We start from the raw sequence: 15,322 nt of genomic DNA, 5'->3' as shown, positions 1-15,322 counted from the left end.
TGACCGTGCGGCTACGGCCGGGCCGTGGCGCGTCCGCGTCGGTAGAGGACCGCGCCGGCGCCGAGCAGTGCGGCGCTCGCCGCCGCGGCACCGAGCAGGCCGGGCTCGGCGCCCGTCCGCGCGAGCTGGGCCCGAGGGGCAGGGACGGTGTCGACCCGGGGCGCGGGCGGCACGGCAGGGGCCTCGTGCACCGGCACGGGGGCCTCGGGCGGCGTCACCGACCGGGGCGGAGCCTTCGGTTCCGGCGCCGTGGGCTCGGCGGGGCGGACCGGCGGCTTCCCGCGCGGCGGCATCGGCTGCTCCTGCGGCGGGGTGGGCGTCGAGTCCTCCTCGCAGCGGTTGCCGAAGACCGGGTTGAGGGCCGCGACGACGTCCACGGTGTTGCCGCAGAGGTTCAGCACGGGCTCCAGGGGGAGCTGACCGAGGTTGCCCGACAGGAGACCCGGCGAGTCCGAGGCCTCACCCGTGGCCGTGGCTCCCGAACCGGCGGGCCGGGGGGCCGGGGGCGGCGTCGTGACGGTGCGCTCGGCGACCGGCTCGGCCGCGGGGTGCTCGGCCGCGGGGCGCGCGGCGGGCTTGGGGGCGGCCTCCACCGCGGGCCTGGCCGCGTGCTTGGCGGCCGGGGGCTGCGTACGGGGGGACTCCTGCCGCGGGGCGGCGTGCCGGGGGGCCGCGTGCCGCGGGGACGTGTGCGGCCGGGACTCCTGCCGGGGGGACACCGGGGCGGGGTGCGCCGTCGCGCGCTGGCTGGAGCGGTCGGCGCGCTCGGTGTGGTCGGCACGCTCGGTGTGGTCGGCACGCTCGGTGTGGTCGGCACGCTCGGTGTGGTCCGCGCGGGCGGCGTGGCCCGCGCGGTCGTGCGCCTCCGAGCGCTCTCCGTAGCCGTGCGCCGCCGAGGGCTTCCGCGCCTTCGGGGTCGCAGCCGTCCGCCGCTCGTGGGCGGGCTTCTTCGCTTCCCCGGCGGGCTTCGACGCCGCGTGCGCGGGCTTCTCCCCGGCGGGATTCGCCACGTGGGCGGGCTTCTTCACCTCCCGGGCGGCGGTCGTCGCCTCACGCGCGGGCGTGGTCGTCTCGTGGGCGGGAGCCACCGGCTGCTGCTGCGCGCGGGCGGCGGCGACGCGCTCGGGGTGGGCCGACCGCCCTGTGTTCGCGCAGCTGTTGCCGGTCGCCGGGTTGAGGCCTGCCGCAGCATCGGCGGTGTTGCCGCAGACGTTCACCGGCACTTCCACCGGGGCCTGCACGCTGTTGCCCGACAGGAGGCCGGGAGAACCGTGGGCCGCTCCGCTCGCGTCAGCCGCGAGGGCGGAGGTGCCAGACAGAGACAGGATGCTCGACGCCGCGGCGGCGGAGAGCATTCCTTTACTGAGGGCCTGTCGCAATCTAGTGATCTTCCTCTGTGCGGTGGAGCCGGCCTTGGCACCGAGTGGTACGCCAAGGCCGGCGAAGGCGCAGCCTGAACAGCTGGGCTGGCTGCGTCAGTCGTTGACGCAGGTGTTGCCGAACGCCGGGTTCAGCAGCGCGATCAGGTCGACGCTGTTGCCGCACACGTTGACGGGAACGTGGACGGGAACCTGGATGACGTTGCCGGACAGCACGCCCGGGGAGCCGTGCGCGCCACCCTTGGCGTCGGCGTCGGCGAACGCCGGGGAAGCCACACCCAGAGCCAGAACCGCGCCCGCGACGATGGCAGCGCTCTTTTTGAGCTTCACAACATTTCCCTTCTGTCGGGTCACGCCTATACGGCGGTCGAAACCGGGCGGTCAATATTTGCTTCCCGCACCGTGACCTGAGTCCTGTTAACGAGTGGAACTGGGCGAGGAAACCGAGACGGTGACGCGATTCGGAATTTCACTCGATTGACTCAGCAGACCAAGAAGCCCTGAAGCAGGGAGAGTTGAACACGCCATGCGTGAAAGCCGGACCGAAGCGTCCGAAAGGATCGGAAGCCCAGCCCGCACGGCGCAGCCGCACAACACACGGGCACAGAAAAGGGCCGCCCGGGCCGCCACCCCCGAAAACGAGGTACGGGCGGCCCGGGCGACCCGGGAAAGCGCGGTGCGATCAGCCGTTCTTCACACCGTTGCCGGACAGCGCGGAGATGTCGTCCAGGATGTGCGACAGCGGCTCGTCGCCCTTGGCCTGCGTCGAGTTCTCGACACACTGCTGGTTCTGCGGGGCGGACAGGATCGGGATGTCCTGGACGGCGACCGGGACCAGGCCGACGATCGAGCCCACGTTGGCCTTGATCGGCACGCCCGCACACAGCTTGTTCAGCGAGCCCTGGACGGCCGAGAGCTGCGGGCTCATGTGGCCGTGCGTGGCCGAGTTGCCGAACGCCTGCTTGGCGTCGTTGCCGCTCATCGAGTGGGTGCCGTTGTCGTCACCAATGGCCAGCGCGGTGGGCGCGGCGGCGGCAGACATTCCGACGACGGACGCGGCGACCGCGGCCGCTGCCATTGACTTCTTAAGCATTTCCTGTTCCTTTTCCTGGACAGAGACACGGCTTGCTTCAGCCCGGTTCAACAGGCCTACCAGGCGCACGGTTGCGCACGTTCACCCCATCGGATCCTTTTCCCGGAGAGGACTCGACACCGCACCGACAACACGTCCGCAGCACAGAAATCAGCTGATCGCACCACCCTTGTCCTTTTGTCATTTCTTCTACTTCCACCCATCTCTGCAGGGAAGTAGGAGGTTCATATCCCGCAGGTGGGCCATCCGAGTGAACCGGAGCAACCACTGGCCATAGCGGTAGTTACCCAAAGTGCTCCTGGAAGGGGCTGAGACGGGGCTCATCAGAAGGGAAATCCTGTGCTCAAGAAGGTAATGGCCGCGACCGCGGTCACCGCTTCCGCAGTAGGCATGACCGCCGCGATGGCACCCACCGCGAGCGCCATCGGCAACGACCACGGCACCACCTCGGCGAGCGGCAACGGCGCTTCGCAGGAGTTCGGCAACTTCGCCACGCACGGCAACATGAGCCCGCAGATGGCACTCATCCAGGGCTCGTTCAACAAGCCCTGCATCGGCCTGCCGGCCAAGGCCAACGTGGGCTCGATCGTCGGCGTGGTCCCGGTCGCCGTCCAGGACATCCCGATCCTGTCGGCGCCGCAGAACCAGCAGTGTGTCGAGAACTCGACGCAGGCCAAGGGCGACGAGCCGCTGTCGCACATCCTCAACGACATTCCCGTCCTGTCCGGCAACGGCGTGGGCAACCACTGACGTCCGCCCGTCGCCCCCGGTACCAGCGGGCCGCCACGCTCTCCTCGGCGGCCCGCTGTGCTGTGAGGGGGCGCCCCGCACCGGGCCCGGGCCGACTCAGGACCGGGGCCAGAAGTCACGTCCCACGAGCTTCTGCCACTCCTGATCGGGTCGGCCCGGAACTGTCTTTCCCTGAGCACTCCACTTGTGCAGAAGTGATTCATAGATCGGCTCAACGCGGCATTCCGAGGAACGCCTGCTGACCGGAATGACACCCTGCCTCTGCCATTTTCCGCCAGGGTTGCTCATGCCCTCACCTCGACACCGTGAAGCTTTCGCTGTCTTACGTACTCGATCGCCTTTTGCGTACTTGACCTACGTACCTGATTGCCCGCCCGGCAAAACAGCGGGTGGTCGCTTCGGATACGCGCGGGCGACACCCCTGTAATACCCGAGCGACACCCGGTCGGTGCCACGATTCCACGTTTTGAGCGATGACCTCACTAATGGTCCGACCGGGTCGAGGGGCGCAACTCCGGCGCCATCACTCAGTTGATCATCACGCGCTCCGTAACGGAGCCACTTTCCGAAGGGAACCCACATGAAGAAGGTCCTGGCCTCCGCCGCCATCGCCGCGTCCGTCGCGGGCATGTCGGCCGTCGCGGCCCCGCAGGCCCTCGCCATCGGCAACGACTCGGGCACCACCTCGAAGAGCGGCAACGGTGCCTCGCAGGCGTTCGGCAACTCCGCGACGCACGGCAACATGAGCCCGCAGATGTCGCTCGTCCAGGGCTCGCTCAACAAGCCCTGCATCGGCCTGCCGGCCAAGGTGAACGCGGGCTCCATCGTCGGCCTGGTCCCGGTCGCCGTCCAGGACATCAACGTCCTGTCCGCCCCGCAGAACCAGCAGTGTGTCGAGAACTCGACGCAGGCCAAGGGCGACGAGCCGCTGTCGCACATCCTCAGCGACATCCCGATCCTCTCGGGCAACGGCGCCGGCAACCACTGACGCCTCCTCCCTCCCGCCACCGTTCGGGGCCGGCCACCGCCGTGGCCGGCCCCGAACGCGTCTTCGGCGGCGCCACGCCCGCCGCTCGTCTTCCGGTCGGGTGAAGGCGCGAGCGGCACGCATCCCCTTCCGCGAGTCATCGGCGGCGGAGCAAAAGTGCCCTGTTTGGATGCGGATTAACCAGATTGTCTGCATGGAGGGATCCGATCATGCGAGTTCTGAGAAAGTCCGGGACGGCCTTGGCCATGGCCGTCGGTACGGCCTGCGCCGTCGGCGTCGCGTGCGGCACGGCCCTGGCCGGGGACGCCGATCAGACGCCAGGAGCTGCCGAGGTGCACGCGCCACCCCCGGCCGCGGCGGCACCACCTGCCCCAGCGGGGTCCACCGCGCGGAAGGCCGAGTCACCCGCCGGCGGCACGGCCTCCGACAGCGCCGCCGCCGACAGAGCCGAGGCCCCAGCATCCGCCACCGACAAGCGGGCTGACGCCCCGTCATCGGCGGGCGGATACGACCACCAGGGCGGATACGGCCACCACGGCCCCGACGCGGACACGCCCTCCACGAACCACGGGAACGCACCGGATGACGGTGACGACACCACGCACGGCTCCGGCTACGGCGATACCGACGAGCACGGCTCCGGCTACGGCAGTACCGACGAGCACGGCTACGCGGACGGCTACGGAGACGGCGGCGAGACCGGCTACGGCGGCCCCGAGGATTCCGGTTACGGCGACGACCACGGCCCCTCCGGCTACGGCGACACCCCCTCCACGCCGCCGTCGCACACGCCGCCCACCACGAAGCCGCCCACGACCCCGCCTCCGACGACGAAGCCGCCCACCTCGCAGCCGCCCACGTCGCAGCCCCCGACCTCCACCCCGCCGACGTCGCAGCCCCCGACGTCGCAGCCGCCGACCTCGGGGCCGCCCACCTCGGGGCCGCCGTCGCCCTCGCCCAGCACCTCTCGGCCGCCGGAGATGCCCCAGACCGGCTCCGGCAGCACCGTCGCCCTCGTCACCGCGAGCGGCCTCCTCATCGGGGCCGGAGTGCTCGTGCGGCGTCTGAACCGCCGATTCGGTGACCGAGCGTAATGATCTGAACCAGGGTCAGCGGCCACACTGCCACCCCACCAAACGACTCTGACCTGCGGAAATGCCACGAAGATCGACATGGGGCCCGCCTTGACACCTCAAGGCGGGCCCCACGTTCATTGCGCGAGCGAACATCTACGTTGCACTCACCCACCGACGCGCTGCGGCCCACCCCGTCCCGGGACATTCTGGAAGCAAACGGCCGTCATCCGGCCGGACCCGGGCGCGGGAGGCACGACGATGAGCGAGGACACCCCGTCAGGCGTGGGGCACGGCCGGTCAGTGGTACCGCTCGTGCGCATGACGGCCCGGAGCCGCGACGAGCCGCACCGCACGGCGACCCCACTGGAGCTGCTCTTCGACCTGTGTTTCGTGGTCGCGGTGGCGCAGGCGGGCGCCCGGCTCGTGCACGCGATCGCCGAGGGCGACCCCGGCCACGGCATCGGCGGCTATCTCCTGGTCTTCTTCGCCATCTGGTGGGCCTGGGTGAACTTCACCTGGTTCGCCTCCGCCTACGACACCGACGACGTCCCCTACAGGATCGCCACGTTCGTGCAGATGGTGGGCGTCCTCGTGCTCTCCGCCGGGATCCCCCGGGCCTTCGACCAGGGCGACTACGCCGTCGCCATCACCGGCTACGTGATCATGCGGGTGGCGCTCGCCTTCCAGTGGCTGCGCGCCGCGCGCGGCGAGACGGGGGCCGCCCGGCAGACCGCCCTGCGCTACGCCGTCGGCCTCGTGGTCGTGCAGGTCGGCTGGGTCGTCCTGCTGCTGCTTCCGGACGCCGCCTGGTGGTGGGGGTTCGTGCCGCTGGCCGCCGCCGACCTCGCGGTGCCCGCCTTCGCCGAGCAGCACTACCGCACCACCTGGCACCCGCACCACATCGCCGAGCGCTACGGCCTCTTCACCCTCATCGTGCTCGGCGAAACCATCGCCGCCGCCACCGTCGCGGTGCGCTCGGCCCTGGACGAGTCCGCGGCCCTGGACGACCTGCTGCCGATCGCGGCCGGCGGGCTGCTCATCGTCTTCGCCGCGTTCTGGATCTACTTCGCCGTGCCCATCCACGAGTACCTGGCCACCCACCAGCACCCGTTCCTCTGGGCCTACAGCCACTATGTGATCTTCGGCTCGGCCGCCGCGATCGGCGCGGGCATCGAGGTCGCCGTCGAGCAGGCCACCCACCACGCCCACATCTCGACGCTCGCCGCGTCCCTCGCCGTCACCCTGCCGACCGCGCTGTTCATGATCACGACCTGGGCCGTGCACGCCCGGCACTTCAAGCGCGGCACCGCCCAGCACGCCGTCCTGCCCGTCGGCGCCGTCCTGGTCCTGGCCAGCAGCCTCGCCGGTCACTGGGCCGTCCCCCTGGCGGGCCTCGCCCTGACCTGCACGGTGGCCACCGGCATCCGGCTCGCCACCCGGCCCGCCGCCCCACCGCCCTGACCAACACCGCAAAAGAGCCCCTTCACCCTACGTTTCCCCAGGTAAAAGGGGCTCTCCAGGGGTGGAGCCTAGGGGAGTCGAACCCACAATCGTTATCTTCCTGACCTGCGATTTTAATGAGATACCGGGACAAACACCCCCGTCTTCGTCCCGCTGGACCCCACTGGATCCCGTTCGATCATTCCCCTGTGCTGACGTGTCAGCACGGCGACCTCAGTCATTGCGTACGCAATGACTAAGCCCATCACAGGCCTGCTGCGCATATCGACACGCAACGTACTTGCAGTTTGCGCAAACATCCTGCAGGCAGCGGATCGCGAACCCTCAGCTCACGGCACCATCACGATCAGCTCCATGATGCCGGTTAACCGCACCGCCCCTCTGCCCACCGCGCTGATCGGCAACGGACCGATCGGCGTGCCCTCAGCCGCCCACCTGATTCAACGCGGCCGTCTACCGCAGGTCTTGCCGGGTCCGCGGTGCGCCAGTGGGTCCACGTCCGTCTCCTCTCAACCTAGGCCGAGCTCATCGACCTTGCCGCCGAAAAGCTCCTCGCGTCCACTGGCTGGCCCCGCACCGACAGCACCACCTACCCGAGCGACGGCGACTGGGCCAAGCAGTACCTGCAGCCACTCGACACACCCTCACTGAGAAGGTCCTCTACAGCACCACCGTGACCGGCAAAGCCAGCGCCGGATGCAACCGCATCGTCCACACCGGCCCCGAGGCCCAGCCCTGCACCCTCCACATTCGCCACCGGCGACGGCCGTAAGGAGCACGTCCTGGCAGCCGCAGTCATCGACGCCTGAGTCACCTGGACCACCTCTGACCCTCTCGGCGGCAACGGCCTCGCGGCCCCCGGCGAACAGGCTGCCGCTGACCAGATCACATACCGCGGGCTCGACCTCAACGAGGCGATAGGCCTCTCCGCCTTCACCGCCGTCGCCCAGGACGAGCCCGGCACCCACGCAGTGTGGGTGCCGGGCCACGGAATCGAGGCAATCACCTACGGCGGCGAAGCCGACCAACTCGCCCCCGCGGCGCCCTCGGCCGTTCACCCAGGTCGCCTTCGACTCCGAGCATGCCAGCGTCGTGACCGGCTTACGCAGCCAAGCCGTCGAGCGCAAAGTCGATGGCCGTCACACCATGATGTCACCGACAGCTAAACGACAGCCGCCTCGTAGTGATCAATTCAGCAGTGGCGAGCCGTTCACCTGCTGGGTGATCGTTCCCTGGCTGTCCCCTTCAATGTCATAGGTGATCGTCGAGTCTGCCGACCACCACAAGTTGTTGTCAAAGGTGGCGGCCGGTGCGACACAACGACTCACCGGGTCCTCGAAGTCATCCTCTCGGCCTACAAATTCGACATGCTTATTTACCAGGGCTGTCAGATCACAGCTCTTGGATGTGATGACCTTGTCCTTGTTGAAAGGAGCGGGCACACCCTCTCTTGCTTCGATCCTCGTCGTGATCACGAAGCTGGTGAACCGCTTGTCTTCCAGGCGCCCTTGAGGATCGATCGGCCCCCAGGAGGTCAAGCTGTAGCCGGTGACCTCGTTATCAATGACGTTTGCACAATTCTTGATGTAGAAGGTCAAGTCAGGTCGCGGACCCGGAATCGTTACGTTGAAGTCGTTCTTGATCGGGCCGACGCACGAACCGGCGGCCTGAGCAGGGGAAGCCAGTACTACGCCTCCAGCCAGGACGCTTGCCGCGAGTAAGGCACCAACGGTTGCCTTGTGCATAACTTCTCTCCCTTACCTGGGGGTTTCTTGAACCGGCTGCTTATCATGGTGTGGTGGCATTCTCGACTCTTCAGTCACGACAGTTTCAGAACTCGGAGATTTCCAGGGGCAGATGCTTGTCACCATTCCGGTACTGCTGTCCTGGCACTTCTCGACCGCACGATTGATGCAATGGCCGACATTCTGCAATTCCCGATGCAGCTCGAATCGAATGTCATCCATCGCCGCCTCGGTCGTCACCCTAGAGCGGGAAGGCTAAGAACAGCTGACACAATGAGGTGTAGCGCTCCTGGTAGCCGCGCCTGACGGGCGAGTTAGGCGCTGCCCGGGCCGTGGGGACTTCGCCATGGATCGCGACAGGCGACTTGTGGGAGCGGATCGAGCAGTTGGTGCCGAAGAGGGAGCGCCGGTTTCGCTACCCCGGTCGTCTGCCGGTCCCCGACCGCCGGGTGCTGTGCGGGATCATGTATGTCCTGCACATCGACATCCAGTGGGAACATCTCCCCAAGCAGCTCAGCTTCGGCTCGGACATGACCTGCTGGCATCGGCTTCGGGACTGGAACGAGGCCGGCGTCTGTCAGCGGCTGCATGAGGTTCTGCTCACCGAGCTGCACACCGCGTCCCGGCTGGACTGGCCCCACGCGTCGTCGGCTCCTCCCACGTCAGGGCCCTAGAAGGGGCTCTATGCGGACCCGTCGCCGGTCGACAGGGGTCCGGGCCGACTCCAAGAATCACCTGATCACTGACGGCACGGTACTTCGCTCGCGGTCATCCTCACCTGCGGCAACCGCAACGATGTCACCCAGATGATGCCCCTGCTAGACGCAACCCCGCCTGTGTGCGACCACGTCGGTCCCCCGGCGGAAGCCGGACTCGCTGCTCGCCGACCCGGTCCATGCCCACGGCGCCGTGCCAGCCATCGCCCATCGAAACATCCGACACAACACTGGACTTGGCGTCTACCGGTGGGTGGTAGAGCGGCCCTTCGCCCGGCTGCACGGCTTCCGACGACTCCGCGTCCGATGGGAACGCCGAGCCGACACTCACAAAGTCTTCCTCAAACTGGCCTGCTTTCTCATCACCCACCGACAGTTCTAGTCATTGTGTTATCCGTTCTAAAACGCTGAGTGATGAGCCAGCCCAACCGAGTTACCTGCGATGTACCCCCGAACCACCAACGGTCCAGGGGCACATCGGGCCATGCCATTTCACCGGATGTGGACCAGCGGCGGGGTATGGACCAACGGCGAGCCGTTCAGCTCCCAAGCGATTTCGCCCTTTCCATCCCCTTCGACGTCGTACGTCACCGTAGCGTCAGTCGACCACCAGTAGTTCGCGTCATAATCCACCACCGCTGCCGGGTGGCATTGCTCGGGGTAGCGAGGCTTCGCAGCCGAGTTGAGCGCTTTGGCGAAGTCACATGTCGCGGAGTCGACCACGATGTCTCTGCCGTCCGCCGTTGCTCGCTTCTCAATCCTTGTTTGAATCTTGAACTTTGAGAAGACAATTTCTGGGTCCTCTATAAGCCAGTCAACCTCGGAGAATCCCTGCACCGTGTCTTCATCCGCAGTGCGCCACCCACACAGTTTCACATCGACACGGTTTGCATTACTCCCAGCTAACACCTTCAAGTTCTCTTCCTTGCCCGTACAGGGCACCGCCGCCGCCTGAACCGGAGTTGTTCCGGACAGCAGCGCGCAGCTGGCTGTGACGACACCCGCCGTGATGAGCGAACCAATACGACGCCTCATAAATCTGACATCCTTTCAGGCATGGCCGGGCGCGGCGGCTTCCGGCGTGTGCGGTTAATTGAGTCGGGGCCCTGCTGAGGAGCGCACAAGCTCCTGGTGCGGCAAGCGCATACAGAATTGTCGCGCCACTTACATGGTGTTGTCCAGACGCTGCGGACTAGGGAAATTCGACCTTCTTGTGTCAGTAACCGCCACACAGGTAGTGATGCAGCATGAAGCTGGGATTGCGGCCTGGACAGCCACAACGAATACGGCGGCGACTCTATTTCATCTGCCCGATGAAATGGTGAGCTAGGTGCAATGCCTCAGGAGTGGACCATCCAGACGCCAGCTTCATCGCCCTAAGCTGCTTGCTGGCGTTGCTCCAGCTTCTCAGCTGCGATGCGTCGCTTGGAGTTGAATACGTCTACCGGTGAACCAGCGCCAGCCCCGGGACGGTCATGCCAGCCTCGAAGTTTGGCGGCAGTCACAGCCAGACGCTTGTCACCGGGGGGTACCTGAATGTAGAAGAGGGCCTCGTCTGGTTTCGTGTCATCGCCGCCCCAGCGAACAATTCCATCCAGTTCGGCTAGGATGTCGCGGAGCACGATTCTCTGGCTGGAGAAGAAACCCCCATTGGTGCCCGAAGGGTAGGAGCCGGGTCTGATCTGAACCGCGGTGCCGGATGCTTGGTTGGACTCCGGCATACCCTTGCGTACGGATCCAGGGGAACGCCAGCCGACGACGTCACCCTTGCGCAACTCATCGATCTCGTAGTGGAAACGTCGAATGACGTGGACGAGGACCACTTCGACATCCCCCATACGCACCTGAACATCTGTGAGGGGGGTGCCGGGTACGGGGCAGGTATAGATGTTGCCGCCGTCATCGGCTACTCGTTCCATCTCCCAACCGTTGCGGGACGGCTTTCCAGTCATCACGCGTCTGTTGCGTGCTTCCGCCCTTCGAACAGCCTCCCGCACCATTTTCGGTGTTGGATCAGTACCTGCCGCGTATGCGGGAGAAGACAACCATTGCGATCCGGGAAATGATGCCGCAACGGCAGCACCAGTAATGACAGCTGTGCGCGCGAGGACCGTGCGACGTGATAAGTGCGGAGTGTTCACCTGGGGCTCTCCTTAATGGAGCTCTCTTTGACGCGGTACTCCGGCGCAAGGGCTGATGAAACGGCGAGTGCCGCGCCGGCCAAGGCAAGTCCGAGGGCAGCGGGGTTTACGTAGCTGGGGACTCCGGCGGCGTAAGTATCGCCCTTTGCTACGTGGCAGCCCAGGCGCAACGGGACATAGCTGGGTTCATATCTATCCACCTCGGCTGCGCGTGCTCGTCCCACCGCGTCCTTGCATGCCTGGACCTTGTCCTTGTCATCCATCAATGCCAGCTGGCAGACACCCCACACGTACATAGCGACAGCTGCGGCTACAGTAAGGGCTGCGGCGCTACGGAGAAGACCCTTTGCTCCTGTGTGCTTAACGCCGAACCTGGCCACGGTCGAACAGCCGTAGACGGTGAGACTAGGAACCACTACCAGGCCGAACAGGATGATTAGCACTAGAGCGGCGGAACTATGCCCCTCAAAGGGATCGGATGCAGTCATTCTGCTCACAGATTCCGAACGATACCGTTGTACTTTTCGAGGATCTGATAGAGAGCCATGCGTTTAGTGGCATGCTCTTCCGCCATGTTGCCCCAGCCCTGGTACCGGCGAAGAACCTGGTAGATCTCCCCCTCGGTATAGTCCAAGCGCATTGAACGGAGCGTGGTTTCGCCCCCCGGGGGGTTTTCGCCTCCCGGCTTCCCGTCCACGCCCCAGAGGTGGATTAGCGAAACTGTCGTGACGCTGAACGAGTGATCCTTGTTGACCTTCTGCCACATCGTCCAAATATCTGCGTCCTTGGCAGGGTCGAGGATGGGGCCTTCCACGTACCCTTTCTTAATACCATGATTCCAGGCACGGATGCAGACCTCGCCACTGATTTGCGCGATGCCCGTGGAGGAATCCCGCCTGTTTCCAATTCCCTGAAGGTGGTACAAAGCCACTGCATGGTCCACACCCTGGTCGACCAAGTCGTAGTGGCGCATCTCCCAGTAGGTGGTCGTCTGGATCAGCGCCTTTCGCATCTTATATCTGTGCGAAAGGTCCGTGATCAGCTCATCCTGACTCATGACGGTTTCAAAGCACTGCTTGTGCGTGAAAAGCCTTGCGTCACTACCCGAGCCGCCATCGTCCGGGAACCCGATCGATCGCATGTACTTGCTGATATCACCGCTTAAGGCGGTTAGATAACCACCGTTAAACCGGACGTCAGGTATGACGCCACGAGGCTTGTTGAATGATCCCTGCCCGGTGTCGCGGCCGGAGGCTATGTTATTGTCGATCTCGATCTTCCCGTCACCAGAGCCTACGGTTCGGGTGACGATTTGATCGTAGGCCCAGTCGCTGGGCAAGGGATATCCAAAGTTTCCTGAGAAACCAGACGACATGTCGGAAACGAAGCTCGCTGTTGAATGCCCGGCCTCGGCAACACGAGTACAGACATTGCGCGGACCATATACTCCGACCTCATAAGGATTTCCGGCGTCGGACATTGAGTCCGATATCCCTTTGAAGTGAGGCAGGACGTTGTTCGTAACGTCCTGATCGAGTGCGTCAAAGTCGACTGCGAAGAAGATTCGAGTCCCCGACTTGAATCCATGGTCTACGGCGGCGTTAATGGCTGCATAGCCAGCAGCCCTTCCAGCGGAAAAATTGAATCCACTGGCATCACGACCAAAGGTTTGGTAGATAGGAAAGCAGCGCAACCCATGGTCAGCGATGGTCTGTAGCTCTCCAGGCTGGATCGCCTTCTCTGGAAGGGAAGTTGCGCTTAGATTTGTTAAATAACGGCCAATATACTTGATGCCCTCAGCCTTCAGCGCCTGTGCACGCGCTGATGTTATCTTCGTGACCCCGTCACATGCTTCGCCTTTGCGGCTCTGATCGCCATAGGACACCAGAAGGGAGGCCCAGGTCTGGAAGTCGCCCTTGCCAGTGGTCGGCAGCTTGGCGAACGACTGAAACTTTCCGACAGCTTCGGACAGACTGCTTGTAAAGCTGGAGGAGAAAGAGACTGGACGTTTGTTGAGCACCATGGCCCCAGTGAATAGGTAAACCCATGGTCCGCTGGAGCCAGTAGATAGGGGGTGCTCTTTCAGCCCGGCTTGCGTTCCTGGACCGAATACACCATTTGCCGTTCCATCTGCCATACCCAGCTCGTACTGAACGGCGAACAGCATGGACTTAGAGACATCTCGCGAGTTATGCCCATCACACGGGATAATGAAGAAGTCTCTGCGTTGGACGTACTGACCGTTCAGCCACTTTTGAACGCTTCGAATTGCCTCTGAGCCGTTGTTGACCGTGACGTACGCATCCATGTTCAAGAGGCCCTTGAACACCTTTGGCGTTAGGTAACTGCCGGGGTATGCGAAGTCGACTCCCATGTCCTCTTTCAGCTTGCTCATCGAAGCCTTCACACGGGAGTTATAGCTTCCGTCAATGTCACCTCCATCGTACCCCTTAGCATACAGACCAGATTGGATGATCCGGGCAAAATCCTTAGAGGGGATATTTCCCTCATTTAATAGAGGGTACTTAGAGGTAAGTGCGGACAGAGTCGTCGGCCCAAAGGCGTCCGACAGGTTCGCTATGCCGAGCTCATACTGGAGCGCGCGCGTAAGCGCGAACATTAGACTCCAACTGGTCTTCCCGTCCTCTGGAAGCCTCCCTATTCCCAGTTTTCCGTCATAGGTGTTGTTAACGAATGACTGCGCTTTCCGGACCATCTCATCGGCCACAAGTTTCTCCTGTTCAGTAGAATTACAGCACTCCGGAAGCTGTGGCTCGCGTAAAGAACTACTCACTTGCCTGAGGTTCGGTACTTTTCAACGCAGGCTGGGGTGCGATCAGATGGGAATGAGGCGAGTAAGCACCCCGAGAGGAATTCTCCGAGCTAAAGAAGTTTTTCGTCAACGGTTACCCGGATTTCGGCAGGCCACGTTGTGTGAAACGATAGCGTGGCCTGCCGTGCTAGTAGTACTACGCGTGAGGCTGCCAGGTCATCGTGGTCTTATGACCAGCGATCTTCTTTCTTGGTCGCTTTCACGGTGACCTTCACATTCTTGGGTCCAGTTCCTCCTGCAGCAGTGACATCGACCTGGGTCGGCCATGTCGTGCTCGGGTAGACAAAGGGAATATTCAAATGCGCTGGAACGGTTCGCTTCGTTCCCTTGACCGTGACGATGACCTTGTAAGCGGCCCGCTTGCGGCCTTTGTTACTGACGGTAAGAGGTACGACCAGTCGGCCATCTTGCAGCCGCGGCTGGTAAGCGACGACCTCATCACCTTGGGCCTTGGTGACAGCGGGCCCGAAACCGTAATCTTCAGGCTTGGGAATACCAGTTCTGGTCGGCTTGACTGGCACTCCACTCGCAGCGTTTCTCGCCCGCTTGTTCCGAGCCTTCTCGATCTCGCTCCTGACCTGGGGATCCTGCTCCCGATCGGAGGCTTTCCCGTTGCCTGACTTCGCCTGGCCCTCTCCCCCAGAGATCGCTGAGTCTGCAGAAGGCTTGCTGGCAGTGGGCTTCTCTGAGCCCTCAGTTCCACAGGCGGTGAGCATGAGTGACGCGGCCGCTACGAAGAGTAAGGGCGGCGTAGTTTTCCGGCGTCCGCCGGACGGTCGTTTATCCACAAGGGAAAACATAGTCGGACTTGTAGTCGATGTACGGCGTACTGCTGGATGTTTTCGCCATTTTGGCAGTCACTGGAGCACATGCGAAGTTCGAGACGCGCACCGGCCCCGCATACTCGGTGAAATTGCCGGAGTCGGTATCACAGCTGGAACCGCCCACTTTACAGACTTTAAGGTACATATACTGTTTACTGCCGACATTGTTGTCTAGGATGGCGCAACCCTTCCCACTGTTCTCGTATGCAAACAGCGTTCCCAGACGCTCGTCGGGTGGGTCCCCCAGGGGCAGAGGCACAGCCTTCCGCAACGTGTAGCCAGCCCCGCAAACTGTCGCGGCTGCCTCCACGGCCTG

Annotated in this window: 13 protein-coding genes and 1 pseudogene; 5 read left to right on the top strand and 9 right to left on the bottom strand. The window is 64.1% G+C overall.

All coding sequences use genetic code 11. From position 1 onward, the window contains the following. Window positions 1-11: 11 nt before the first annotated feature. The 3 genes from C9F11_RS49950 to C9F11_RS21380 form a co-directional block, all read right to left on the bottom strand. Window positions 12-1,355, bottom strand: coding sequence for a chaplin (locus C9F11_RS49950; protein WP_171075805.1), 1,344 nt, complete (start codon window positions 1,353-1,355; stop codon window positions 12-14). Between the two features lie 120 nt (window positions 1,356-1,475). Next, window positions 1,476-1,733: a chaplin gene (locus C9F11_RS21385; RefSeq protein WP_138960788.1), complete on the bottom strand. Its 258-nt coding sequence runs from the start codon at window positions 1,731-1,733 to the stop codon at window positions 1,476-1,478. Between the two features lie 328 nt (window positions 1,734-2,061). Next, window positions 2,062-2,472 (bottom strand): rodlin, encoded by a 411-nt coding sequence (locus C9F11_RS21380; RefSeq protein WP_138960787.1) that lies wholly within the window; start codon window positions 2,470-2,472, stop codon window positions 2,062-2,064. Between the two features lie 339 nt (window positions 2,473-2,811). Here C9F11_RS21380 and C9F11_RS21375 point away from each other — a divergent pair, with 339 nt between their 5' ends. The 4 genes from C9F11_RS21375 to C9F11_RS21355 all read left to right on the top strand — a co-directional run bounded on the left by C9F11_RS21375 (window position 2,812) and on the right by C9F11_RS21355 (window position 6,747). Continuing rightward, window positions 2,812-3,222: a rodlin gene (locus C9F11_RS21375; protein WP_138960786.1), complete on the top strand. Its 411-nt coding sequence runs from the start codon at window positions 2,812-2,814 to the stop codon at window positions 3,220-3,222. Window positions 3,223-3,802: 580 nt separating this feature from the next. Beyond that, a complete protein-coding gene (locus tag C9F11_RS21365; protein ID WP_138960784.1) occupies window positions 3,803-4,210 on the top strand; it encodes a rodlin in 408 nt (135 codons plus the stop codon). 209 nt (window positions 4,211-4,419) lie between these two features. Then, window positions 4,420-5,304 carry an LPXTG cell wall anchor domain-containing protein gene (locus C9F11_RS21360; protein ID WP_138960783.1) on the top strand — a complete coding sequence of 295 codons (885 nt, stop codon included), beginning with the start codon at window positions 4,420-4,422 and terminating at the stop codon, window positions 5,302-5,304. A gap of 240 nt (window positions 5,305-5,544) precedes the next feature. Then, window positions 5,545-6,747, top strand: a complete 1,203-nt coding sequence (locus tag C9F11_RS21355; RefSeq protein ID WP_249401822.1) for a low temperature requirement protein A — start codon at window positions 5,545-5,547, stop codon at window positions 6,745-6,747. Between the two features lie 1,187 nt (window positions 6,748-7,934). Here the strand turns inward: C9F11_RS21355 and C9F11_RS21350 are convergent. Further along, entirely contained in the window at window positions 7,935-8,492 is a 558-nt protein-coding gene (locus tag C9F11_RS21350; protein ID WP_138960781.1) for a hypothetical protein, read from the bottom strand. A gap of 332 nt (window positions 8,493-8,824) precedes the next feature. Between C9F11_RS21350 and C9F11_RS21345 the strand changes: the two are divergent. Next, window positions 8,825-9,590: pseudogene (locus C9F11_RS21345) on the top strand (IS5 family transposase). 110 nt (window positions 9,591-9,700) lie between these two features. Here the strand turns inward: C9F11_RS21345 and C9F11_RS21340 are convergent. From C9F11_RS21340 to C9F11_RS21320, 5 genes are all read right to left on the bottom strand, one after another. Beyond that, window positions 9,701-10,243: a hypothetical protein gene (locus C9F11_RS21340; RefSeq protein WP_138960780.1), complete on the bottom strand. Its 543-nt coding sequence runs from the start codon at window positions 10,241-10,243 to the stop codon at window positions 9,701-9,703. A gap of 341 nt (window positions 10,244-10,584) precedes the next feature. After that, entirely contained in the window at window positions 10,585-11,349 is a 765-nt protein-coding gene (locus C9F11_RS21335) for a hypothetical protein (RefSeq protein ID WP_138960779.1), read from the bottom strand. Further along, entirely contained in the window at window positions 11,346-11,846 is a 501-nt protein-coding gene (locus C9F11_RS21330) for a hypothetical protein (RefSeq protein ID WP_138960778.1), read from the bottom strand. Before C9F11_RS21330 ends, C9F11_RS21335 begins: the two co-directional genes overlap by 4 nt. Beyond that, complete coding sequence (locus tag C9F11_RS21325; protein WP_138960777.1) at window positions 11,843-14,077, bottom strand: glycoside hydrolase domain-containing protein; 2,235 nt, start codon at window positions 14,075-14,077, stop codon at window positions 11,843-11,845. The genes C9F11_RS21330 and C9F11_RS21325 overlap by 4 nt, the downstream gene beginning before the upstream one ends. Before the next feature lie 272 nt (window positions 14,078-14,349). Next, window positions 14,350-14,703, bottom strand: coding sequence for a hypothetical protein (locus C9F11_RS21320; protein ID WP_138960776.1), 354 nt, complete (start codon window positions 14,701-14,703; stop codon window positions 14,350-14,352). Window positions 14,704-15,322 lie beyond the last annotated feature (619 nt).

The sequence above is a fragment of the Streptomyces sp. YIM 121038 genome (assembly GCF_006088715.1).
GTDB lineage: Bacteria > Actinomycetota > Actinomycetes > Streptomycetales > Streptomycetaceae > Streptomyces.
This window is presented reverse-complemented; position numbering and strand designations above follow the sequence as displayed.

What these genes read in the sequence shown, in the direction of transcription:
- C9F11_RS49950 (WP_171075805.1), bottom strand. Translation starts at nt 1,355, where the DNA reads ATGCTCTCCGCCGCCGCGGCGTCGAGCATCCTGTCTCTGTCTGGCACC.
- C9F11_RS21380 (WP_138960787.1), bottom strand. Translation starts at nt 2,472, where the DNA reads ATGCTTAAGAAGTCAATGGCAGCGGCCGCGGTCGCCGCGTCCGTCGTC.
- C9F11_RS21365 (WP_138960784.1), top strand. Translation starts at nt 3,803, where the DNA reads ATGAAGAAGGTCCTGGCCTCCGCCGCCATCGCCGCGTCCGTCGCGGGC.
- C9F11_RS21360 (WP_138960783.1), top strand. Translation starts at nt 4,420, where the DNA reads ATGCGAGTTCTGAGAAAGTCCGGGACGGCCTTGGCCATGGCCGTCGGT.
- C9F11_RS21355 (WP_249401822.1), top strand. Translation starts at nt 5,545, where the DNA reads ATGAGCGAGGACACCCCGTCAGGCGTGGGGCACGGCCGGTCAGTGGTA.
- C9F11_RS21350 (WP_138960781.1), bottom strand. Translation starts at nt 8,492, where the DNA reads ATGCACAAGGCAACCGTTGGTGCCTTACTCGCGGCAAGCGTCCTGGCT.
- C9F11_RS21340 (WP_138960780.1), bottom strand. Translation starts at nt 10,243, where the DNA reads ATGAGGCGTCGTATTGGTTCGCTCATCACGGCGGGTGTCGTCACAGCC.